At 65.2% G+C, this 20,341-nt stretch carries 19 protein-coding genes and 1 tRNA gene; 17 read left to right on the top strand and 3 right to left on the bottom strand.

All coding sequences use genetic code 11. The features are described from left to right. The first annotated feature begins 43 nt into the window (after positions 1–43). The 4 genes from JQ616_RS27890 to JQ616_RS27875 all read left to right on the top strand — a co-directional run bounded on the left by JQ616_RS27890 (position 44) and on the right by JQ616_RS27875 (position 5,334). Positions 44–1,363, top strand: a complete 1,320-nt coding sequence (locus JQ616_RS27890; protein WP_212020089.1) for an Hsp70 family protein — start codon at positions 44–46, stop codon at positions 1,361–1,363. A gap of 132 nt (positions 1,364–1,495) precedes the next feature. Next, complete coding sequence (locus JQ616_RS27885) at positions 1,496–3,085, top strand: ABC-F family ATP-binding cassette domain-containing protein (RefSeq protein ID WP_212020088.1); 1,590 nt, start codon at positions 1,496–1,498, stop codon at positions 3,083–3,085. Between the two features lie 735 nt (positions 3,086–3,820). Next, on the top strand, positions 3,821–4,459 hold the full coding sequence (locus tag JQ616_RS27880; RefSeq protein WP_212020086.1) for a flavodoxin family protein: 639 nt from the start codon (positions 3,821–3,823) through the stop codon (positions 4,457–4,459). Then, entirely contained in the window at positions 4,456–5,334 is an 879-nt protein-coding gene (locus JQ616_RS27875) for a sigma-70 family RNA polymerase sigma factor (RefSeq protein ID WP_212020084.1), read from the top strand. Before JQ616_RS27880 ends, JQ616_RS27875 begins: the two co-directional genes overlap by 4 nt. Before the next feature lie 134 nt (positions 5,335–5,468). Here JQ616_RS27875 and JQ616_RS27870 read toward each other — a convergent pair. Then, a tRNA-Ser gene (locus JQ616_RS27870) sits at positions 5,469–5,558 on the bottom strand. 213 nt (positions 5,559–5,771) lie between these two features. Here JQ616_RS27870 and JQ616_RS27865 point away from each other — a divergent pair. Beyond that, positions 5,772–6,635, top strand: coding sequence for an alpha/beta fold hydrolase (locus tag JQ616_RS27865; protein ID WP_212020082.1), 864 nt, complete (start codon positions 5,772–5,774; stop codon positions 6,633–6,635). A 197-nt stretch (positions 6,636–6,832) separates the two neighbouring features. On the opposite strand, the gene JQ616_RS27860 is transcribed toward JQ616_RS27865, so the two are convergent. Continuing rightward, positions 6,833–7,975 carry an ROK family protein gene (locus tag JQ616_RS27860; protein WP_212020080.1) on the bottom strand — a complete coding sequence of 381 codons (1,143 nt, stop codon included), beginning with the start codon at positions 7,973–7,975 and terminating at the stop codon, positions 6,833–6,835. A 447-nt stretch (positions 7,976–8,422) separates the two neighbouring features. Here JQ616_RS27860 and rplU point away from each other — a divergent pair, with 447 nt between their 5' ends. The 3 genes from rplU (at position 8,423) to JQ616_RS27845 (ending at position 10,031) form a co-directional block, all read left to right on the top strand. After that, positions 8,423–8,905: a 50S ribosomal protein L21 gene (rplU, locus tag JQ616_RS27855; RefSeq protein WP_212020078.1), complete on the top strand. Its 483-nt coding sequence runs from the start codon at positions 8,423–8,425 to the stop codon at positions 8,903–8,905. Between the two features lie 92 nt (positions 8,906–8,997). Further along, positions 8,998–9,267 carry a 50S ribosomal protein L27 gene (gene rpmA / locus JQ616_RS27850; RefSeq protein ID WP_212020076.1) on the top strand — a complete coding sequence of 90 codons (270 nt, stop codon included), beginning with the start codon at positions 8,998–9,000 and terminating at the stop codon, positions 9,265–9,267. A gap of 170 nt (positions 9,268–9,437) precedes the next feature. Further along, the gene (locus JQ616_RS27845) at positions 9,438–10,031 is read left to right on the top strand and encodes a GNAT family N-acetyltransferase (protein ID WP_212020074.1); all 594 of its coding nucleotides are present in this window, start codon (positions 9,438–9,440) and stop codon (positions 10,029–10,031) included. 183 nt (positions 10,032–10,214) lie between these two features. Here JQ616_RS27845 and JQ616_RS27840 read toward each other — a convergent pair whose 3' ends face one another. After that, a complete protein-coding gene (locus tag JQ616_RS27840) occupies positions 10,215–11,129 on the bottom strand; it encodes a DMT family transporter (protein ID WP_212020071.1) in 915 nt (304 codons plus the stop codon). Positions 11,130–11,296: 167 nt separating this feature from the next. Between JQ616_RS27840 and JQ616_RS27835 the strand changes: the two genes are divergently transcribed. The 9 genes from JQ616_RS27835 to JQ616_RS27795 all read left to right on the top strand — a co-directional run bounded on the left by JQ616_RS27835 (position 11,297) and on the right by JQ616_RS27795 (position 20,265). Next, positions 11,297–11,776: a MaoC family dehydratase gene (locus JQ616_RS27835; RefSeq protein WP_212020069.1), complete on the top strand. Its 480-nt coding sequence runs from the start codon at positions 11,297–11,299 to the stop codon at positions 11,774–11,776. A 157-nt stretch (positions 11,777–11,933) separates the two neighbouring features. After that, a complete protein-coding gene (obgE, locus tag JQ616_RS27830; RefSeq protein WP_212020067.1) occupies positions 11,934–12,986 on the top strand; it encodes a GTPase ObgE in 1,053 nt (350 codons plus the stop codon). 67 nt (positions 12,987–13,053) lie between these two features. Continuing rightward, positions 13,054–14,196: a glutamate 5-kinase gene (proB, locus tag JQ616_RS27825; RefSeq protein ID WP_212020065.1), complete on the top strand. Its 1,143-nt coding sequence runs from the start codon at positions 13,054–13,056 to the stop codon at positions 14,194–14,196. 122 nt (positions 14,197–14,318) lie between these two features. Then, entirely contained in the window at positions 14,319–15,611 is a 1,293-nt protein-coding gene (locus JQ616_RS27820) for a glutamate-5-semialdehyde dehydrogenase (protein WP_212020063.1), read from the top strand. A 45-nt stretch (positions 15,612–15,656) separates the two neighbouring features. After that, on the top strand, positions 15,657–16,280 hold the full coding sequence (locus JQ616_RS27815; RefSeq protein ID WP_212020194.1) for a nicotinate-nucleotide adenylyltransferase: 624 nt from the start codon (positions 15,657–15,659) through the stop codon (positions 16,278–16,280). 187 nt (positions 16,281–16,467) lie between these two features. Beyond that, positions 16,468–16,836 carry a ribosome silencing factor gene (gene rsfS / locus JQ616_RS27810; RefSeq protein WP_212020061.1) on the top strand — a complete coding sequence of 123 codons (369 nt, stop codon included), beginning with the start codon at positions 16,468–16,470 and terminating at the stop codon, positions 16,834–16,836. Positions 16,837–16,965: 129 nt separating this feature from the next. After that, on the top strand, positions 16,966–17,448 hold the full coding sequence (gene rlmH, locus JQ616_RS27805; RefSeq protein ID WP_212020059.1) for a 23S rRNA (pseudouridine(1915)-N(3))-methyltransferase RlmH: 483 nt from the start codon (positions 16,966–16,968) through the stop codon (positions 17,446–17,448). Positions 17,449–17,506: 58 nt separating this feature from the next. Further along, positions 17,507–18,883, top strand: a complete 1,377-nt coding sequence (locus JQ616_RS27800) for a murein hydrolase activator EnvC family protein (protein WP_249137304.1) — start codon at positions 17,507–17,509, stop codon at positions 18,881–18,883. Continuing rightward, a complete protein-coding gene (locus JQ616_RS27795) occupies positions 18,880–20,265 on the top strand; it encodes a S41 family peptidase (protein ID WP_212020055.1) in 1,386 nt (461 codons plus the stop codon). Before JQ616_RS27800 ends, JQ616_RS27795 begins: the two co-directional genes overlap by 4 nt. Positions 20,266–20,341 lie beyond the last annotated feature (76 nt).

The following is a 20,341-nucleotide window of genomic DNA, read 5'->3' as shown; positions in this document are numbered from 1 at the left end:
CGCTAAAGGTCCGCCCCCTTTCACATCATATTCCGAGCATGACATGTCGAGCGCCCCGCCCGCCGTCTCGATTGGCGTCGATTTTGGCACCAGCAACACCGTGGTCGCGCTGTCCGATGCCGACGGCCGCGTCGAAGCCATCCGCTTCGACCATGGCGGCCGCACGCATAACGTCTATGTGTCCGCGCTGTGCTTCTGGGAGGATCGGCCGGGCGCCGGCCTGCATCCGCGCGCCGAGGGCGGTCCGTGGGCGATCGAGCAGTTCCTCGAGGGACGCACGATCCATCGCTTCATCCAGTCGTTCAAGACGTTTGCGGCGAGCTCGGCCTTCAACACCACCCAGATCTTCCGGCAGCGCTACAAGTTCGAGGATCTGCTGGCGGCGTTCCTGCGCACGCTGACACGCCATGCCGGCGACGGCTTCGATTTGGGCGCGCCGACCATCATGGTCGGCCGCCCGGTGAAATTTGCCGGCGGCAATCCCAACGACGAGCTCGCGATGCAGCGTTACCGCGCCGCGTTCGAGCGGCTCGGCGCCGGCCACGCGCGCTATGTCTACGAGCCGGTCGGCGCGGCGTTCTCCTTTGCGCGCAGCCTCGACCACGACGCCACCGTGCTGGTCGCCGATTTCGGCGGCGGCACCAGCGACTTCTCGGTGATGCGGTTCTCGCGCAAGGGCGGCGTGCTGCGTGCCGAACCGCTGGGACATTCCGGCATCGGCATCGCCGGCGATACCTTCGACTACCGCATCGTCGACCACATCGTCTCGCCGCGGCTCGGCAAGGGCACGAACTACCGCTCGTTCGACAAGGTGCTGCCGATCCCCAACCACTATTATTCGAGCCTGGCGCGCTGGCACCAGCTCGCGATGATGCGAGGCAATGGCGATTTGCGCGAATTGCAGCAGCTCGCCCGTACCGCGCTCGATCCGGCACCGCTGAACGATTTCATCACCATCGTCGACCATGATCTCGGCTTCGCGCTGTATCGCGCCGTGTCCGACACCAAGGTCGCGCTATCGAGTAACGACCGGGTCGAGTTCCGCTTCGCCCGCGCAGGCATCGATATCGGCGCGACCGTGACGCGCAACGATTTCGAATCCTGGATCGCCGACGACATCGAACGACTCGGCGCGACCGTCGACGAGGCGCTGACGAAATCCGGCATCACCGCGCGCGACGTCGAGAAGGTGTTTTTGACCGGCGGCACCTCGTTCGTGCCGGCGGTGCAGCGCCTGTTCGCCGAGCGCTTTGGCGAGAGCCGGCTGACCTCGGCGGATCAGTTCGAATCGATCGCCTATGGTCTCGCCTTGATCGGTCGCACGCCCGATCCGGACCGCTGGACCTTCGCCGAAGCCGCGTGACGTTCGGCTTCGCGCCTTGATCCCGGCTCAATACGGGATTACATCAATTCAATCATCAATCCCTGAGGATGCCGACGACCATGGATTTCACCCTGACCGCAATGCCCATCAGCCTTGCCCACGGGGATATCCATGCCAGCATCGATCACGCTCTCCCATCTGACCCTGTCCGCGCCTGACGGCCGGGTTCTTCTTTCCAACATCGATCTCAGCTTCGGTCCCGAGCGGACCGGCCTTGTCGGCCGCAACGGCGTCGGCAAGACGACGCTGCTCGGCCTGATCGCAGGCCGGCGCACGCCGCATTCCGGCACGGTCTCGGTGCAGGGACGCGTCGCGATGCTGCATCAGACGGTGCAGGTGCAGCCGGATCAATGCGTCATCGATCTGTTCGACGCGCGCGATGCGCTCGCGGCATTGCGCCGGGCCGAACAGGGCCTTGCGAGCACAGAGGAGATTGCGGAGATCGACTGGACGCTCGACACGCGCATCGCGTCCGCGCTCGCGCAGGTCGGACTGAGCGACGTGCTTGACGCGCCGCTGGCGATGCTGTCCGGCGGACAAGCCACCAGGGCGCGTCTCGCCGCGCTGACTTTTGCAGAGCCCGACTTTCTGCTGCTCGACGAGCCCACCAACAATCTCGACCGCGCGGGACGCCAGGCGGTGATCGACCTGCTCGCCGGCTGGCGGCATGGCGCCATCATCGTCAGCCATGATCGCGCGCTGCTGGAGACCATGGATGCGATCGTCGAGCTGACCTCGCTGGAGGCCCGACGCTATGGCGGCAATTGGAGCCAGTACCGCGCGCGCAAGGCCATCGAGCTGTCCGCCGCACGCCACGATCTGGCCGATGCCGAAAAGCGCGTCGCCGAGATCGACCGCAGGGCGAGGGAAACGTCCGAACGGCAAGCGCGCAAGGACGGCGCCGGCGCCAGGAAAAGCGCCAAGGGCGACATACCGCGGATCGCCGCGGGGCTGCGCCGGGATCGCAGCGAGGATACCGGCGGCGAGAAGGCCCGCCTCGCCGAGCGTCGGCGGACCCAAGCGGTCGAACTGGCCACCACCGCGCGCCAGCGCATCGAGGTGCTGCAACCGTTCTCGGTGCAACTGCCGACGACGCAGCTGCCGGCGGGCAGGATGATGCTGCGGATCGAAGCGGCCGATGCCGGCTATGCCGCGGACGCGCCGATCCTGCGTGATCTCACCTTCTCCATCTCAGGTCCGGAGCGCGTCGCGATCACAGGCCCCAACGGCGCCGGCAAGACGACGCTGCTCAAGCTCGTCAGCGGCGAGCTGACCGCGTTGCGCGGCAGCGTTGAGGTGCTGACCCGCTTTGCGATGTTCGATCAGGCGGTCAGCCTGCTCGATGCACAGGCCTCGATCCTGGATAATTTCCGGCGCATCAATCCGGATGCCGGCGAGAATGCCTGCCGCGCCGCGCTGGCGCGCTTCATGTTTCGCGCCGATGCTGCCCTGCAAGCCGTATCGAGCCTCAGCGGCGGCCAGTTGCTGCGCGCCGGCCTCGCCTGCGTGCTGGGTGGCCCAACGCCGCCGCCGCTCCTGATCCTCGACGAGCCGACCAATCATCTCGACATCGAATCGATGGAAGCGGTCGAGGCCGGGTTGCGCGCCCATGACGGCGCGCTGCTGGTCGTCAGCCACGATGAAGCGTTCCTCGAGGCGATCGCGATCACGCGCAGGTTCGAGCTCGCTTCGTGGAGGTGATGCGGAGAGATCAACCAACCAAGGCTGATCAGGAAATGAACAGCCGAGCACGCGTCGCCTTGCGGGGCAGGTTGTAAGGCGCGGTGCTCGGCTGTCAGGCCGCGCGGCGGTGCGGCCGTCCGCCAGCCTCGCTCGTCCCCCTGAGCAAGGCCGTCGGAACTCAATCTCGCCTGTTGCTAAATCCGCGCCGTCGAATGCAGTGCGTTTCGCCAAAGGGCAAATGCGACGAAGCTAGCCAGCAGCAAAAAGCCGCCGCCGACCGCGATCAAAAAATACGCGAGCGTCATCTTGGAACATCCCAATTGAGAAGCATCATGCGGCGCGATATGCGCCGCAACCTGGCAATCCAATGCATTTCAAAATTGATTTGCCCCGCCGGCCGCCGCCGGACAGCCCGAAAGGTGGCTGGCACTGCGCTCTGCGCACCCTTCGATTTCAGAGAGGTTGTGCAGCCTCTCGGCTGGTGCCTCTCATCGTGCGGTTCGTCACGCCGCTCAATGATCAGGAGGATAATCGATAAAATTTTACCGACAATCGAAACAGAAAATTAAGGTTACCGACCCGGCTCCCGCCAAAATGTCGAAAACAACCCCATGCACAGTAGCCAGCCGGCCTGCGCTCCAGCCTGAGCAGCGGTCAATTGGGCAACATCCGCCGGACGAAAGTTCCGAGGCAGGTCACGTTTCGACGCCCTGCCTTGTCTTAGCTTCTGCAATGGCAGCAGCAGAGGACACCATGCAGAATATCGGAACCGGTGGCGGTAACACCCTGATCGCGATCGTCTATCATAGCGCTTACGGCCATACCCGGCGTCAGGCGGAGGCCGTCAGGTCCGGCGTTGGGGATATCGATGGCGCGGAGGCGCTGCTAGTGCCTGTCGAGAGCGTCGAGCAGAACTGGGATCGACTGATGGGTGCGGAGGCCCTGATCTTCGGCACGCCGACCTACATGGGCGCCGCCTCCGCAGCCTTCAAAGCCTTTCAGGAGGCGACTTCAGGAGCCGTGATGTCCAAGGGCTATCGGTGGAAGGACAAGCTCGCGGCGGGCTTCACCAATTCGGGGGCACACGCCGGCGACAAATTGTCCACCCTGATCCAGCTTGCGCTGTTCGCCGCCCAGCATGGGATGCATTGGATCAATCTCGACCTGCCGCCGGGCAACAACTCCGCATCGGGATCGGACGCCGATCCGAACAGGCTGGGGTTCTGGCTCGGAGCCGGCGCGCAATCGAACACCGACGAGGGCGCAGACACTGCACCTCCCGAATCCGATCTCGCGACCGCGCGTCATTTGGGGCAGAGGGTGGCGAAGACGGCGCTGCAGTTTGCGCGTGGCCGCGACGCGGCCTCGGCGCCAGTGCGGGCTGCGTCATGAAGGACGAAACGTCGGCAGCCGAAATCTTCGCCGAGCTGCGGCCGCGCCTGGTGCGCCTCGCCTATCGGATGCTGGGCTCGGTCGCCGACGCGGAGGATGTCGTGCACAGCGCCTGGGTGCGCTGGCTCGCCGCGGACCGCGGCCAGATCCGTGATCCCGGGGCTCTCCTGCACACCATCGTCACGCGTCTATCCCTGAACGAATTGAAATCCGCGCGACGCAGGCGAGCGGCCTATGTCGGACCGTGGCTCCCCGAACCCTTCTTCGACCCCGAGGAGGCGGAAGCGGCCGACGATCTCACCTTGCCGCTGATGATCGCGCTGGAGCGCCTGTCGCCGTTGGAACGCGCGGCCTTCCTGCTGCATGACGTGTTCGGATTGGGCTTCGATGCCGTTTCCGAGACGATCGGCCGCGAGGCCGCGACCTGCCGCAAGTTGGCCAGCCGCGCCCGCGCGCACATCCACGATGCCAGGCCGCGTTTCGTCGTCGGCAATGAAGAAGGCCTGCGGCTCGCAAACGCCTTCTTCACGGCCACACGCACCGGCGACCTCGCCGCGTTGCGCGCAATGCTCGCCGAAGATGTCGTGGTCTATGCCGATGGCGGCGGCCAGGTCCCGGCTCCGACGCGACCTCTGGTCGGACTGGAAGCCGCGATGGAGCGCTTCGCAGGGCTCGCGCGCCTCTTCGCCGTGCATCCTTCACGCTTGATCCGCTACGTGATCATCAACGGGTTGCCGGGCTTCATCACCATCGAGGACGACCTCGTTCAAACGACAGCCTTGCATATCGAGAGCGAACGAGTCGTTGCGGTCTACGTGACCCGCAATCCCGACAAGCTGCACAATTTGCCTGATGTGACGGGATTGCCGAATTGATCGCGCCCTTGAACGGCCAGCACGCCATGTCATTGGCTTGCCGTTACGCGCCGCGAACTGGGGTAACGGCCAGCCGCGTCCTCTTGGTCCGGCGCAGCCGGATGCTATGGCGGGCTCGATTTCTGGGTCGTGAGTGGCGGAGAGGGAGGGATTCGAACCCCCGATAGGCTTGCACCTATGCCGCATTTCGAGTGCGGTGCATTCAACCACTCTGCCACCTCTCCAGTGGTCCGGGTGATTTGCGCCACCCGCGGTCGGGGCGTGTTCTAGGCGAGGTTGGCGGGACAGACAAGGCGCTGCAATAATATTTCCGGCACCGGCGCCGGGCGCCACCGAAGCGCCGGGACGACGCAAGAAAGCGCGCGGAAACAACGCGCTAGCAGGACGGCCCTGGTTCGATCGGCGCGCGGGCGAACCAGAACGAGCAGGAGCGGACCATGGAGCATGTGACGATTCGAGCCAACGGTGCGGCGTTCCACGTCGCGCGGACCGGGAGCGGCCGGCCGCTGTTGCTGTTGCACGGTTGGCCGGAGTTCTGGCTGACCTGGAAGCCGGTGATGGCGCGCCTCGCCGACCGCTACACCCTGATCGCGCCCGACCTGCGCGGCTTCGGCGACAGCGACAAGCCGCAAGGCCCCTACGGCCCCGATCAGCATACCGACGACATGCTGGCGCTGCTGGATGCGCTCGGCATCGACAAGGCCGGCGTGGTCGGCCACGACGTCGGCGGCGCCGTGATGCAGCCGCTCGCCCGCAAGGCGCCCGAGCGCATCGCCGGGCTGTTCTTGTTCGATTTCGTCTATCCCGGCATCGGCCCGCGCATGGCCGCGCCCGACCGGCTGAACCACATCTGGTACCAGTCGTTCCACCAGATGGAGATGGCGCCCGCGCTGGTCGGCGCCAACCGCGAGAGCTGCCGCACCTATATCGGCCATTTCCTGCACAACTGGACCCATCGCAAGGCCGCGTTCGACGACGTGATCGAGGATCTTGCCGACAACTTCTTCAAGCCGGGCAACCTCGCCGGCGGCTTCGCGCATTACCGCGCGTCACATGCGGGGCGCGTCAGGATGATGCAGGGCGAGGCGCCGGCGCTGCCGCCGATCGACGTGCCGACCTGCATCCGCTGGGCCGAGCACGACCCGCTGTTTCCCTACTCATGGACCGACCGGCTGGGCGAGACCTTCTCCAATCTGGACCTGAAGATGTTCCCCGATGTCGGGCATTTCCCGCATCGCGAGGACCCCGACCGCGCGGCCGCCGAGATCGCCGGCTTCTTCGGGCGGATCAATTGGAGGTAGAAATGGTGGGACCGCCAGGACGCGACAAAAACTGGCGGTCCCGTGCCGCTTTTCAGTATTGCAGGCCGGGAAGTGCGGCTTCGCCGGTCGGCGGGAGCGACACGGTCCACGGTAGCGGCCGGTGCCAAAACGGCAACGCGAAGCCGATCTTAACCTAACCGATCAACCTTACCGGGCGATCGCCGAATCCCGACAGCTCAGGCGTCGGCTTTCTTGGCTTTTTTGGCCTTTTTCTCGTTCTTGTCGTCGTCCTTGTCTTCGGCCTTCTCGTTTTTGCCGTTGTCCTTCCTGCGGTTGGTGAAGCGGGCATTGCCAAGCCCGGTTCCGATCGTCAGCACGCCCCAGCGCGTGACATCCTGCATGAACGGGACCTCGGACAGCCCCTGCGCCACGCCGTCATTATGCATCACGATCGCGGTGTCATGATCGCCGATCTGCGGGATCGCCTCGACCAGGCTCGCCGGCAGGTTGAATTTGCTGCTCTCCCAATTGCCGGGCAGGTTCTGCGCACCCTTCTCGATTCCGCCGTCCTCCTTGATGACGCCAGGACAGGCGATGCCGATGAACGGCGCGAGCTTGAGATTTTCCTTCTCGGCGGCGGCGATCAGATCCTTCAGCATCTTCACCAGCCGCTTCACCGCGCCCTCGCGCGTCGGCTCGTCATCGGCATGGCGCCACAACTCCGACTTCCAGACCGCGGCCTTGGAGAGATCGGGGGCCTTCTTCCAGCGCGTCTCGACGACGCCGCAGCGGATGTTGGTGCCGCCGATATCGACGGCGAGCACGCCGTCATGGGCTTCGAAGATCCATGAGGGAGCCAGATGCAGCGTGCCGATCAGCCCGGCGTCATCGGGATGAAACCGGATCGGCACCAGGTCGACCTTGAAGTCTTCCGACTTCAGGATGATGTCGGTGCGCGCGATGGCGAGCTCGCCGAGCCTGGAGTCGCGGAAGCCGCCGCCGACCACGATACGCTCGGTCTTTGCCCAGGCCTTGGTGCTGAGAAAGCGCCGCGTCACATAAGCGAGCTCCTGGGCAAACTCCTCGATCGCGCTGTGCACGACCGCGGAGGCCTCGGTGTCGTCGCCGACCAGCATCTCATCGAGCTTCTTCTTGCTGATCTTGTCCGACGGTTCGTCGCCGAACGGGTCCTCGCCGGACTTGCGCAGCGGCTTGCGCCAGCGGTCGAAGATCTTGCGGAACGCGCCCTTGGAGGCGCGATCGCCGAGAAAGCCCTCGTCGTCCTTCAGCTCGATGTTGAAGCTGTCGATATCGACAGACGGCAGCCGCGCGGCACCGTGGTGCGCGATGCCCGTCGTCAGTCCAGCGTCTTCGGCCATTCGCGCGTGCCCTGCCCACTTTCGGATTCCCTCCACTAACAGCGGGGAACCCAATTGGTTGCGTCCGGCGCCGCGCCGCCCGAGGCGCCATTCGATGGACGAAATTGCCGGCGAAACGGACTTTGCCGACGACAGGCCAACCGGCCAGACCATCCGCCGCCCCGCCGAGTCCGCAGCCCGGTGCAGGCGTGAACCGCCAATCAGGGCCAAAATCGCGCCAAACCCTTCATGTTTGGCCGGTTTTTGCCCTGCTTTACCTTGACTCCCCGTGGTTTGCGGCTATAAGTCCGCCCATCCGGCGCGGGGATTTCTCGCGCCGATTGTTTTTGTGCGGACCATTTGGGAATTCATTCCCTTCGCGCGAAACACATAACCCATAGCGACTGAACAAAAAGCCGACCCGGACCAGCGGTCCGAGGCCGGAACCGAACACGAAGGAATCAAACGATGTTCGCAGTCATCAAAACCGGCGGCCGGCAATACCGCGTCGTTCCGAATGATGTACTCGAGATTGGCAAGATCGCCGGCGATGTCGGCACGATCGTGCAGCTAGGCGAAGTTCTGGTGCTCGGCGGTGACACGCCGGTGCTGGGAACGCCCACCGTGGCAGGCGCCACCGTTGCGGCCGAAGTGCTGCAGCACAAGCGCGGCGCCAAGGTGATCGCGTTCAAGAAGCGTCGCCGCAAGAATTCACGCCGCAAGCGCGGTTATCGCGACGAGCTCACGGTGCTTCGCATCACCGAGATCCTCGCCGATAACGCCAAGCCGACCATCGGCCCGCGGCCGAAGAAGGAAAAGGTCGCAGCACCCGCCGACGTTGATGGCGAGGACGCAGCGCCGAAGGCGGCCAAGAAGAAGGCGCCCGCGAAGGCACCGGCCGCGAAGAAGGCTCCGGCCAAGAAGGCCGCCGCCAAGAGCGAGAAGAAGTGATCGTCGCGCTTTCAGATTTGAAGCGTGACAAAACGTGAAATGATTCCGTCAAGGAATTGATCTAGAGATCAAAGCGAAGTCGGAGACGAGCTATGGCTCATAAAAAAGCAGGCGGTTCATCGCGCAACGGACGTGATTCCAAGGGCAAGCGCCTTGGCATCAAGGCGTTCGGTGGCGAGCGCGTGATCCCCGGAAACATCATCGCGCGTCAGCGCGGCACCACCTGGCATCCTGGCCTTAATGTCGGCATGGGCACCGATCATACTCTCTTCGCCAAGGTCGAGGGTCATGTCGAGTTCCGTGCCAAAGCCAACGGCCGCACCTTCGTATCGGTTGTCCCGATGGCGGAAGCGGCCGAATAGACGGTGGACATACATGAGTCCGCCGGGTCCTGTTGAACCGGCGGAGTCGCAAAGGGCTCCAAGGGGAGGCGGGATGACCGGCCTCCCCTTTTTGTTGCGCGCGATCCGGTTCGACCGCGCGTGACGTTCCAAGCGTTGCGTATCGATTTTTCGCATCACAGGAGCTCGACATGTTGCAGGACATCCCGACGCCGACCTTGCGCGAGGCAAGAGCTTGCGTCCTCGAGACCGAACGGCTGACATTGCGCAAGCCGACGCTCGCGGACGTAAAAGCCATCGCACGCCTCGCCAATGACCGCCGCATCGCGGAGAACACCCGCCGCCTGCCGCATCCCTATACCCAGGACGACGCCATCGACTTCGTGCGCGCGCTCGGCGCCGGCGGACGCGAGACCGTTTTCCTGATCGAGAACAATCACACGCCGGTCGGCATGGTCGGCATCGACTGGCGCGAGGAGACGGCTGAACTCGGCTACTGGCTCGGCGTCGATTATTGGGGCCAGGGCTTCGGCACCGAGGCCGCGCGCGCGGTGATCGACTACTTCTTCGAGGAGTTCGATCTCGACCAGCTGATCGCCGGCGCCCGCGTCGTCAATCCGTCGTCGCGCAACATCCTCGAGAAGTGCGGCTTCCAGTGGAGCGGCGTCGAGCTGCACCGCTTCGAGGCGCTGGGCTCGTCGAGCCCGGTCGACGCCTTCCGCCTGTCGCGCGGCGTCTGGACCTCGCTGAAGAGCTGGAACAACTCGATCCGGCGCAACGCCTGACTCGATCGCACCACAACAAAGGTCGTCGTCCCCGCGAACGCGGGGACCCATAACCACAAATGGTCGTTGCTCGGCCGAGCTGTGGCTCCAGCGTAGGTGACGACAAGCAACGGTGGTTATGGGTCCCTGCTTTCGCAGGGACGACAGCTATTATGCGGGGACGCTTTTGCCCGCCGCGCACCATTACGCCGGCGGATTGACCGCGGAGTCTGTACGCCCCAACTGCTGCTCGCGCACGAAGATGTAGAGGCCGGCCGCGATGATGATGGCGGCGCCGACGATGGTGGCCCAGGACGGCACGTCGCCGAACACCACGAAGCCGAAGATCACCGCCCAGACGATCATCGAATACTGGTACGGCACCACCACGCTCGCCGGCGCGAGCTTCAGCGAGCGGTTCACGCAGAGCAGCGCCGCGACCGAGATGATGCCGGCGGTGAAGAACAGCACCAGGCTGCCGGCTGATGGCGTCACCCAGCCGATCGGCGACAGCACCAGGCCCAGGATGAAGGTGCCGACGAATTGCGATGTCGCCAGCACGATATCCGGCGTCGCGCGCAGCGAGCGGGTAATCAGCATCAGCACCGCAAACGACAGGCTGCCGCCGAGCGCGATCATCGCCGGCCAGCTGATGGTCTGCGCGGATGGCCTGAGCGCAATCAGCACCCCGCAGAAGCCGACCATGATCGCGGTCCAGCGTCGCCAACCGATATGCTCGCCGAGCACGAGGCCCGACATCGCGGTGACGAAGATCGGTCCGGCCAGATAGTAGGTGATGACGTCGGCGAGCGGCAGATAGACGGTCGCGAGGAAGAACGCCGCAACCTCCAGCGTCGACAGCGTGACGCGCAGCAATTGCAGCCACGGCCGCTCCAGATGCCGGAAATCCGCACGTCGCTTCCACACGATCGGCAGCAGCACGAGCAGCGCCGCGCAGGCGCGCAGCCAGAGCAATTGCCCGACCGAATAGGTGGCGACGATGAATTTGCCCATCGCGTCGCCGAACGAGAACATGAAGATCGACAGCAGCATCAAGCCGATGCCGGCGAGCCGCGCCGATCGATCGTCGTAGGAGGACAGTTTTGCGAACAGGCTCATCGTTGTCTTGTTGTCGCCGCCTCTGAACAGGGCCGGTCGTATCGCCGGTTTTACCGACGTGGCGGTGCAGGACAACCCCGATAGAAGCGGATCGAGCCAATTGTCGCAGTCGGGCGGCTGCGCTACCGATAGGCCGGCCCTTCAAAAAACAGAGCAGGAAACGCCGCATGAGCGAGTTCGACCCCACCCAGCATCGCATGGTCCCCGCGCAGCGCTGGTTCGAGGATTTCGTGCCCGGCGAGCGCTTCGTGATCCCAAGCCGGACCCAGACCTCGGCGGTGTTCGCCGCGTTCCAGACCGCGAGCGGCGACACCCACCCGATCCATTACGACGTGGAATATTGCCGCGCGCGCGGCATGCCTGATTTGCTCGCCCACGGCTTCCAGACCCTGGTGCACACCGCGCCCGGCGCCGGGCTGTTTCCCTATGTCGTCGAGGAGTCGCTGGTCGGCTTCCTGGAACAGTCGAGCAAGTTCCTCAAGCCGGTCTATGCCGGCGATACCATCTACCCGGCGCTGGAGGTGATCGAGCTGTCGCCGGGCAAGAGCACGGGGGTCGTGACCTTGCGCTCCACCGTGCACAACCAGCGCCGCGAGCTGGTGCTGGAGGGGACGCAGAAATTCCTGGTCCGGAGGCGGCCTACTTAGGAGCATGATCCGGAAAAGTGTGAAGCGGTTTTCCGATCGGATCATGCTCAAACAAGGAGCCAGGGCCGCAAAAAGGCCCGAAAATTAAGGCTTTTCGCCGAAGTCAGGGCGCTTCCGGGTTGCCGCAAAGGCCGCCTTGTCCTAACTAGAGCGGATCATGAAATTCCTCGATGAAGCCAAGGTCTATATTCGCTCGGGCGACGGCGGCAATGGCTGCGTCGCGTTCCGGCGCGAGAAGTTCATCGAGTTCGGCGGTCCCTCCGGCGGCAATGGCGGCCGCGGCGGCGACGTCATCATCGAATCCGTCGACGGACTGAACACGCTGATCGACTACCGTTACCAGCAGCACTTCAAGGCGCAGAAGGGCACCAATGGCATGGGCAAGGACCGCCATGGCGCCAACGGAAAGCCGATCGTGCTGAAGGTGCCCGTCGGCACCCAGGTGTTCGACGAGGACCGCGAGACCCTGCTGCACGACTTCACCGAACTCGGCGAGAAATTCGTGCTGGCTGAAGGCGGCAATGGCGGCTTCGGCAACGCGCATTTCAAATCCTCCACCAACCGCGCGCCGCGCAACGCCAATCCCGGCGCGCCCGGCGAAGAGCGCTGGATCTGGCTGCGGCTGAAGCTGATCGCCGACGCCGGTCTCGTCGGCCTGCCCAATGCCGGCAAATCGACCTTCCTCTCGGTGGTCAGCGCGGCACGGCCGAAGATCGCCGACTATCCCTTCACCACGCTGCATCCGCAGCTTGGCGTCGTGAACTACGGCGGCCGCGAATTCGTGCTCGCCGACATCCCCGGCCTGATCGAAGGCGCGCATGAAGGCGCCGGCCTCGGCGACCGCTTCCTCGGCCATGTCGAGCGCTGCCGCGTGCTGCTGCACCTGGTCGATGCGACCTGCGAGCATGCCGGCAAGGCCTACAAGACCGTGCGCACCGAGCTCGAAGCCTATGCGGGCCAGCTCGCGGACAAGATCGAGATCGTCGCGCTCAACAAGATCGACGCGGTCGAGCCGGACGAGCTGAAGAAGCAGAAGGACCGCCTCAAGCGGGCCGCGAAGAAGACGCCGCTGCTGCTGTCAGGCGTGACCGGCGAAGGCGTGCAGGACGCGCTGCGTGCGCTGGTCGAGGTGATCGGCGAGGCGCCGGTGTCCAACAAGGCCAAGGGCGGCCAGGCGGAGCCGTGGGCGACGCTGCCGCCGCAGGGTTGAGCGGCACCAGACTTCTCATGCCACCTCGTGGCGCCTCTTGCTTCCACCTTCCTGCCAGACCGAACCCATGAAACGCCCCGCGCTCAAGAACTTTCGCCGCATCGTCGTCAAGGTCGGCTCGTCGCTGCTGGTCGACTCGCAGGCCGGCGAGTTGCGTGCATCGTGGCTGGCCGCTCTGGTCGAAGACATCGCAAAGCTCCACAAACGCGGCTGCGAGGTCATGGTGGTGTCGTCCGGCTCGATCGCGCTCGGCCGCAGCCGGCTGAAGCTGCCGCGCGGGCAGCTGAAGCTCGAGGAGAGCCAGGCTGCCGCAGCGGTCGGCCAGATCGCGCTGGCGCGGATCTGGTCGGAAGTGCTCGGCGATCACGGCATCGGCGCCGGGCAGATCCTGGTCACGCTGCAGGACACCGAGGAGCGCCGCCGCTATCTCAATGCGCGCTCGACGATCGCCAAGCTGCTGGATTGGGGCGCGGTGCCCGTGATCAACGAGAACGACACCGTCGCCACCACTGAAATCCGTTACGGCGACAATGATCGCCTCGCCGCCCGCGTCGCCACCATGGCGAGCGCGGACCTTCTGATCCTGCTGTCCGATATCGACGGCCTCTACACCGCCCCGCCCGCGGTCGATCCCGACGCCAAGCTGATCCCGGTGGTCGAAAGCATCACTGCTGAGATCGAAGGGATGGCGGGCTCGGCAGGATCCGAACTGTCGCGCGGCGGCATGACCACCAAGATCGAGGCCGCCAAGATCGCGACCACCGCCGGCACCCACATGCTGATCGCCTCCGGCAAGATCGAGCACCCCTTGCAGGCGATCGCCGATGGCGGCCGCTGCACCTGGTTCCTCACTCCGGCCAATCCCGTCACCGCACGCAAGCGCTGGATCGCAGGCTCGCTGGAGCCGAAGGGCACGCTGACCATCGACGCCGGCGCGGTGGCGGCGCTGCGCGCCGGCAAGAGCCTGCTGCCGGCCGGCGTGATCCGGGTCGACGGCCAGTTCGCCCGTGGCGATGCCGTGGTGGTGCGCGGCCCCGACACCCACGAGATCGGCCGCGGCCTGGTCGCCTACGACGCCGAGAATGCCGAGAAGATCATGGGCCGCTCCTCGCCGGACGTGATGGCCATTCTGGGCATCAGTGGCCGGTCCGAGATGATCCATCGCGATGACCTCGTGATTGGCCCGGCCGGCGCCATCCCGGCCAAATAGGCCTTGTGTAGGCCATTGGCCGAGCGGGGCGGCCAGCCGCCCACCTGCCATGCCGGTTCCGCGCCTCGCCACCCCGCAATTGCCATGCTAGAACATGGCCTTAATCCAAAGCTGGGACTTCCATGAGTGCCCCCCTGAAGGCGATCGACGGCAACGCCGATCTCACCGCCCTGATGACCGACCTCGCCGCCAAGGCGCGCGCCGCCGCGCGCGTGCTGGCGCTGGCGCCGGCGGAGCAGAAGAACCGGGCGCTCACCGCGATCGAACGCGCGATCCGCAGCCATGCGCCGGCGATCCTCGCCGCCAATGCCGAGGACGTTGCCGAGGCGCGCGCCGGCGGCATGACCTCAGCCTTCGTCGACCGCCTGACCCTGACGCAGGCGCGCGTCGACGGCATGGCCGACGGCGTTGCGACCGTGCGCGAGATCATCGATCCGGTCGGCGCCGTCACCGAGAGCTGGCAGCGTCCGAACGGCATGACCATCGAGCGCGTCCGCGTGCCACTCGGCGTGATCGGCGTGATCTTCGAGAGCCGTCCCAACGTCGCCGCCGACGCCGGCGTGCTGTGCCTGAAGTCCGGCAACGCCGTGATCCTGCGCGGCGGCTCCGACAGCTTCCGCTCGTGCCGCGCGATCCATGAATGCCTGGTGCAGGGCCTGCGCGAAGCCGGCCTGCCCGAGGCCGCGATCACCCTGGTGCCGACCCGCGACCGCACGGCCGTCGGCCTGATGCTGACCGGATTGAACGGTGGCATCGACGTGATCGTGCCGCGCGGCGGCAAGAGCCTGGTCGCGCGCGTCGAGGCCGAAGCACGCGTGCCGGTGTTCGCGCATCTCGAGGGGGTCAACCACATCTACGTCGATGCCAGCGCGAAGCTCGACATGGCCAAATCGGTCGTGCTGAACGCCAAGATGCGCCGTCCCGGTGTGTGCGGCGCCGTCGAGACCCTGCTGATCGATCGCAACGCCGCCGCGACGAAACTGAAACCGCTGGTCGAGTTGTTGATCGATGCCGGTTGCGAGGTGCGCGGCGACGACCTTGTGCAAGGCGCCGATGCCAGGGTGAAGCCCGCGTCCGACGAGGACTGGAACACCGAATACGAGGACGCGATCATCTCGGCGAAGATCGTCGACGGTCTCGATGCCGCGATTGCGCATATTCAAAATCACGGCTCGCATCACACCGATGCGATCGTGACGGAGGATGCGGCCGCTGCGCAACGATTTCTCAATGAGGTCGATTCGGCGATCGTGCTGCACAACGCCTCGACGCAATTCGCCGACGGTGGCGAGTTCGGCTTCGGCGCGGAGATCGGGATTGCCACCGGCAAATTCCACGCCCGCGGCCCTGTTGGCGCCGAGCAGCTGACGAGCTTCAAATATCGCGTCCACGGCACCGGGCAGACACGACCGTGATCATTGTCGCACGCACACGGTAGATCCTTGCAGCAAGCTTCCACCGTGCCGTTATCCGCAGCGCAGGCGCTTCCGTTCTACACCAACGGCATGCGCATCGGATTGCTTGGCGGCTCGTTCAATCCGCCGCACGCCGCGCATCGCGCCATCAGCCTGTTCGCGCTCAAGCGATTGCAGCTCGACCGCGTGTGGTGGCTGCTGACGCCGGGCAATCCGCTGAAGAACCATGACGGCCTGCATGCGCTTGCCGAACGCGCCGAGGCAGCGCGCCGCGTCGCCGACGATCCGCGCATCGACATCAGCTGTCTCGAAGCTGTCATTGGCGTCAGCTACACTGTCGACACGATCATCCACTTGCGCCGTCGTGTCTCCGGCGTGCACTTCGTATGGATCATGGGCGCTGACAATCTCGCGCAATTCCATCGCTGGAAAGATTGGCGGCGCATCGCGTCCGATGTGCCGATTGCCGTGATCGACCGACCGCCCCAGAGTTTTCGCGCCCTTGCCGCACCGGCGGCGCAGGCGCTCTCGCGCTATCGCATGCCCGAAAATCAGGCGACACGGCTGGCCGACCAGCAGGCGCCGGCCTGGGTCTTCCTGACAGGAATGAAATCCAATCTGTCTTCGACCGGACTCCGGAACCCGGACGGGAGCTGGAGAACGGCGTGAAGCGCAAAAGGGTTACTGGAATATTGAAACCATTAACCCCACATGCGTAGTATGGTGCGTGGGTGCCGAGGATTCGGCCCCCGCGATACAGTGAAAGGAATGGTCCCTGGCCACATCTGTATTGTCAAAGTCTGTTTTACCCAAGGTTCCCAAGACTTCGCGTAAAACATCGACGAAAACCGCGGCCTTGCAGGCGCAACCGGACGCCGACAAACCGGATGCCAACAAGACGCTGAGCCTGATCCTCTCCCGCCTCGAGGACATGAAGGCGGAAGAGACGGTCACCATCGACCTCCGCGGCAAATCCGCATACTCCGACTACATGATCGTCACCACCGGCCGGGTGAACCGGCACGTTGGCGCGATCGCGGAGAATGTGACGAAGAGCCTCAAGGAAAACGGGGTCAAGAACATCCATGTCGAGGGCTTGCCCAATTGCGACTGGGTGCTGATCGACTCCGGCGAGGTGATCGTGCACGTGTTCAGGCCTGAGGTGCGCGAGTTCTACAATCTCGAACGGTTGTGGACTCAGAACCCGGCGGCCGCGGCGGTCTAAAGGGTATCGAAGCCGATGCGAATCGGCTGCAGCGCATATAGCTTGTGCGCGCGCCCGGAGGCGCGCGAGTCGTGGACTTGACGCGTTTTCTACGGCAAACCGGATTCCACTTTGCCGGAAAACGCGTGTATGCGCCTCGTCGTCATCTGCATCGGCCGCCTGAAACAGGGCCCTGAACGGGAGCTCGCGGAGCGTTACCGCGAGCGCTTCGAGGATATCGGCCGCAAGCTCGGCTTTCGCGGCCTCGAGATTCATGAGATTGCAGAGAGCCGCGCGCGCGACACGGCCGCGCGCATCGCGGAAGAAGCCGCGGCGATCGCGGCGTTGCTGCCTGACAAGCACATGCTGGTCGCACTCGACGAACGCGGCAAGAGCATCGACAGCGCAAGCTTCGCGCAGCAGCTCGGCCGCTGGCGCGACGAGGGACAGGCGCATACGGCCTTCGTTATCGGCGGCGCGGACGGACTTTCGCCTGAATTGCAGCGCAAGGCTTCGTTGCGTATTGCATTCGGCTCCGCGACCTGGCCGCACCAAATGGTCCGCGTCATGCTTCTGGAACAGATTTATCGGGCCGCAACCATTTTGGCCGGCCACCCCTATCATCGCGCGTAAGGCGTGGTGACGGACAGTCGAAAGCGCTGAACGCACGCGAATGCAGCACAAGCGGGACATGATTTCGTATCTCGGCACCGCGCGCCGCGGCTGGCTGCAGCCGTCATTGCCGCTGGCGATCGCGATCTGCGCCGCCACGCCGCTGTCCGCAGCGCATGCGCAAACGACGCCTTCCACGCAACAATCCGCGCCGCCGGCGCAGCAGGCCGCAACGGCGGAGACATCGCCCGACGCCATCAAGCAGCGCGAGCAGGAGCTCGAGGCCGCGCGCGAACAGCAGCGCAAGGCGGCCGAGCAGCAGGAGAAGCTGAAGGCCGACATCGCCGCGATGGGCCAGGACCGCAGCAAGCTCAATCAGCAGCTGATCGACATTGCCGGCCAGGTGCGCAGCGTCGAGACCCGGATCGCGGATGCCGAGGCCCGCCTGCAGCCGCTCGACGGCCGCGAGCGCGAGATCCGCAGCTCGCTCGATTCACGCCGTTCCGACGTGATCGAGGTGCTGGCTGCGCTGCAACGCGCCGGACGGCGCACGCCGCCGGCACTCCTGGTGCGGCCGGAGGACGCGCTGCAATCGCTGCGCACCGCGATGCTGCTCGGCGCCGTGGTGCCGGAGTTGCGGGTCCGCGCCGAGAAGCTTGCCGCCGACCTCGGCGAACTGGTCGCGCTGCGCAAGACCATCTCGACCGAGCGCGATGCGCTGGCGGCCGACCGCGACAAGCTCAGGGAAGACCAGACCCGGCTTGCGGCGCTGGTCGACGAACGGCAGCGGCAGCAGAGCGCGGCGGAAAAGGACATGGAGGCGGAAGGCGCCCGCGCCGTCGCACTGGCCAAGCAGGCCGACAATCTGCAGAGCCTGATTGCCAAGATGGAGCAGGACCTCAAGAGCGCGGCCAAGGCGGCCGCCACGGCGAGCCTCCAAGGGGCGCCGGCGACGGTTAACGGCAAGCCGAATCTGGGGGCGCTCAAGGACCCCGCCCGCATGAGCCCGGCGGTCGCCTTCGCCTCGGCCAAGGGCCTGTTCTCCTATCCCGTGAATGGCACCAAGATTCGCGAATTTGGCGGTTCCGACGGTGCGGGGGGCGTACAAAAGGGCATTTCTTTGGCAGCCAAGCCGGGGGCGCAGGTCACAACCCCGTGTGACGGCTGGGTTGTTTACGCTGGTCCTTTCCGCAGCTATGGACAACTCTTGATCCTCAATGCCGGGGGCGGGTATCATGTCCTGATCGCCGGGATGGAGCGTATTTCGGTAAACATCGGCCAGTTTGTACTTACGGGGGAGCCGGTTGCGACCATGGGGTCGACGTCCCAAGTTGCATCCATTCTCGCGACCAATGCGAGCCAGCCAGTGCTCTATGTCGAGTTCCGGAAAGACGGCACTCCAATCGATCCAGGTCCATGGTGGGCCGCAAATGAAGGCGAAAAGGTTCGCGGATGATGCGCAAGACTTCGGTAATTCTCCTTAGCGCCGCCACCGGCGCGGCCCTGACGCTTTTCGTCACGCAGCCCCGCGCTGTGCTGATGGGATCGAGCGCGCGCGCCGCGACGTCGGACACCTACCGCCAGCTCAATCTGTTCGGCGACGTGTTCGAGCGGGTGCGCAGCGACTATGTCGAGAAGCCGGATGATTCGAAGCTGGTCGAATCCGCGATCTCGGGCATGCTGTCCGGCCTCGACCCGCATTCGAGCTACATGGACGCCAAGAGCTTCCGCGACATGCAGGTGCAGACCCGCGGCGAGTTCGGCGGCCTCGGCATCGAGGTCACGATGGAAGACGGCCTGATCAAGGTGGTCTCGCCGATCGACGACACCCCGGCCTCGAAGGCCGGCATCATGGCCAACGACATCATCACCAACCTCGACGACGAAGCCGTGCAGGGCCTGACCCTGAACCAGGCCGTCGAGAAGATGCGCGGTCCGGTCAACACCAAGATCAAGCTCAAGATCATCCGCAAGGGCCAGGACAATCCGATCGACGTCACGCTGGTGCGCGACAACATCCGCGTCCGCTCGGTGCGCGCGCGCGTCGAGGCCGACGACATCGCCTATATCCGCATCACCACCTTCAACGAGCAGACCACCGAAGGCCTGAAGAAGGAAGTCGCCAATCTGCAGGGCCAGATCGGCGACAAGCTGAAGGGCTACATCATCGACCTCCGCAACAATCCCGGCGGCCTGCTGGAAGAGGCGGTCACGGTGTCCGACTCCTTCCTGGAGCGCGGCGAGATCGTCTCGACCCGCGGCCGCAATGCCGAGGAAACCCAGCGCCGCGCCGCCCATCCGGGCGACCTGACCAAGGGCAAGCCGGTCATCGTGCTGATCAACGGCGGTTCGGCCTCGGCCTCCGAAATCGTCGCCGGCGCGCTGCAGGACCACAAGCGGGCGACGCTGGTCGGCACCCGCTCGTTCGGCAAGGGCTCGGTGCAGACCATCATCCCGCTCGGCTCGGGCAACGGCGCGCTGCGCCTGACCACCGCGCGCTATTACACGCCGTCGGGCAAGTCGATCCAAGCCAAAGGCATCGTGCCCGATATCGAGGTGCTGCAGGACGTGCCGGAAGAGCTGAAGGCGCGCACCGACACCAAGGGCGAAGCCTCGCTGCGCGGCCATCTGAAGAACGATGGTGACGAGAAGACCGGTTCGCAGTCCTACGTCCCGCCGGATGCCAAGGACGACAAGGCGCTGAAGATGGCCGACGACCTGCTGCACGGCATCAAGTCGACCTCGAACGCCACGCCGGCACCGGCCGCCCCGTCCGGTGACAAGGCGCCCGGCGACAAGGCCGCCGCCGACAAGCCGGCCAACAAGTCTGCGAACTAATTCAATCGAATCGTCCAGGCGAAAGGGCGGCCCTCGGGCCGCCCTTTCTGCTTTCGGATGTCCACCCGTAACCGTG

The sequence above is a fragment of the Bradyrhizobium tropiciagri genome, assembly GCF_018130545.1.
GTDB classification, from domain to species: domain Bacteria; phylum Pseudomonadota; class Alphaproteobacteria; order Rhizobiales; family Xanthobacteraceae; genus Bradyrhizobium; species Bradyrhizobium tropiciagri_A.
The sequence above is the reverse complement of the archived record's forward strand: the minus strand, read 5'-3'. Positions and strand labels throughout refer to the sequence as shown.

Coding starts and splice junctions, on each gene's coding strand:
- JQ616_RS27890 (WP_212020089.1), top strand. CDS start 44: ATGTCGAGCGCCCCGCCCGCCGTCTCGATTGGCGTCGATTTTGGCACC.
- JQ616_RS27885 (WP_212020088.1), top strand. CDS start 1,496: ATGCCAGCATCGATCACGCTCTCCCATCTGACCCTGTCCGCGCCTGAC.
- JQ616_RS27880 (WP_212020086.1), top strand. CDS start 3,821: ATGCAGAATATCGGAACCGGTGGCGGTAACACCCTGATCGCGATCGTC.
- JQ616_RS27875 (WP_212020084.1), top strand. CDS start 4,456: ATGAAGGACGAAACGTCGGCAGCCGAAATCTTCGCCGAGCTGCGGCCG.
- JQ616_RS27865 (WP_212020082.1), top strand. CDS start 5,772: ATGGAGCATGTGACGATTCGAGCCAACGGTGCGGCGTTCCACGTCGCG.
- JQ616_RS27860 (WP_212020080.1), bottom strand. CDS start 7,975: ATGGCCGAAGACGCTGGACTGACGACGGGCATCGCGCACCACGGTGCC.
- rplU (WP_212020078.1), top strand. CDS start 8,423: ATGTTCGCAGTCATCAAAACCGGCGGCCGGCAATACCGCGTCGTTCCG.
- rpmA (WP_212020076.1), top strand. CDS start 8,998: ATGGCTCATAAAAAAGCAGGCGGTTCATCGCGCAACGGACGTGATTCC.
- JQ616_RS27845 (WP_212020074.1), top strand. CDS start 9,438: ATGTTGCAGGACATCCCGACGCCGACCTTGCGCGAGGCAAGAGCTTGC.
- JQ616_RS27840 (WP_212020071.1), bottom strand. CDS start 11,129: ATGAGCCTGTTCGCAAAACTGTCCTCCTACGACGATCGATCGGCGCGG.
- JQ616_RS27835 (WP_212020069.1), top strand. CDS start 11,297: ATGAGCGAGTTCGACCCCACCCAGCATCGCATGGTCCCCGCGCAGCGC.
- obgE (WP_212020067.1), top strand. CDS start 11,934: ATGAAATTCCTCGATGAAGCCAAGGTCTATATTCGCTCGGGCGACGGC.
- proB (WP_212020065.1), top strand. CDS start 13,054: ATGAAACGCCCCGCGCTCAAGAACTTTCGCCGCATCGTCGTCAAGGTC.
- JQ616_RS27820 (WP_212020063.1), top strand. CDS start 14,319: ATGAGTGCCCCCCTGAAGGCGATCGACGGCAACGCCGATCTCACCGCC.
- rlmH (WP_212020059.1), top strand. CDS start 16,966: ATGCGCCTCGTCGTCATCTGCATCGGCCGCCTGAAACAGGGCCCTGAA.
- JQ616_RS27800 (WP_249137304.1), top strand. CDS start 17,507: ATGATTTCGTATCTCGGCACCGCGCGCCGCGGCTGGCTGCAGCCGTCA.
- JQ616_RS27795 (WP_212020055.1), top strand. CDS start 18,880: ATGATGCGCAAGACTTCGGTAATTCTCCTTAGCGCCGCCACCGGCGCG.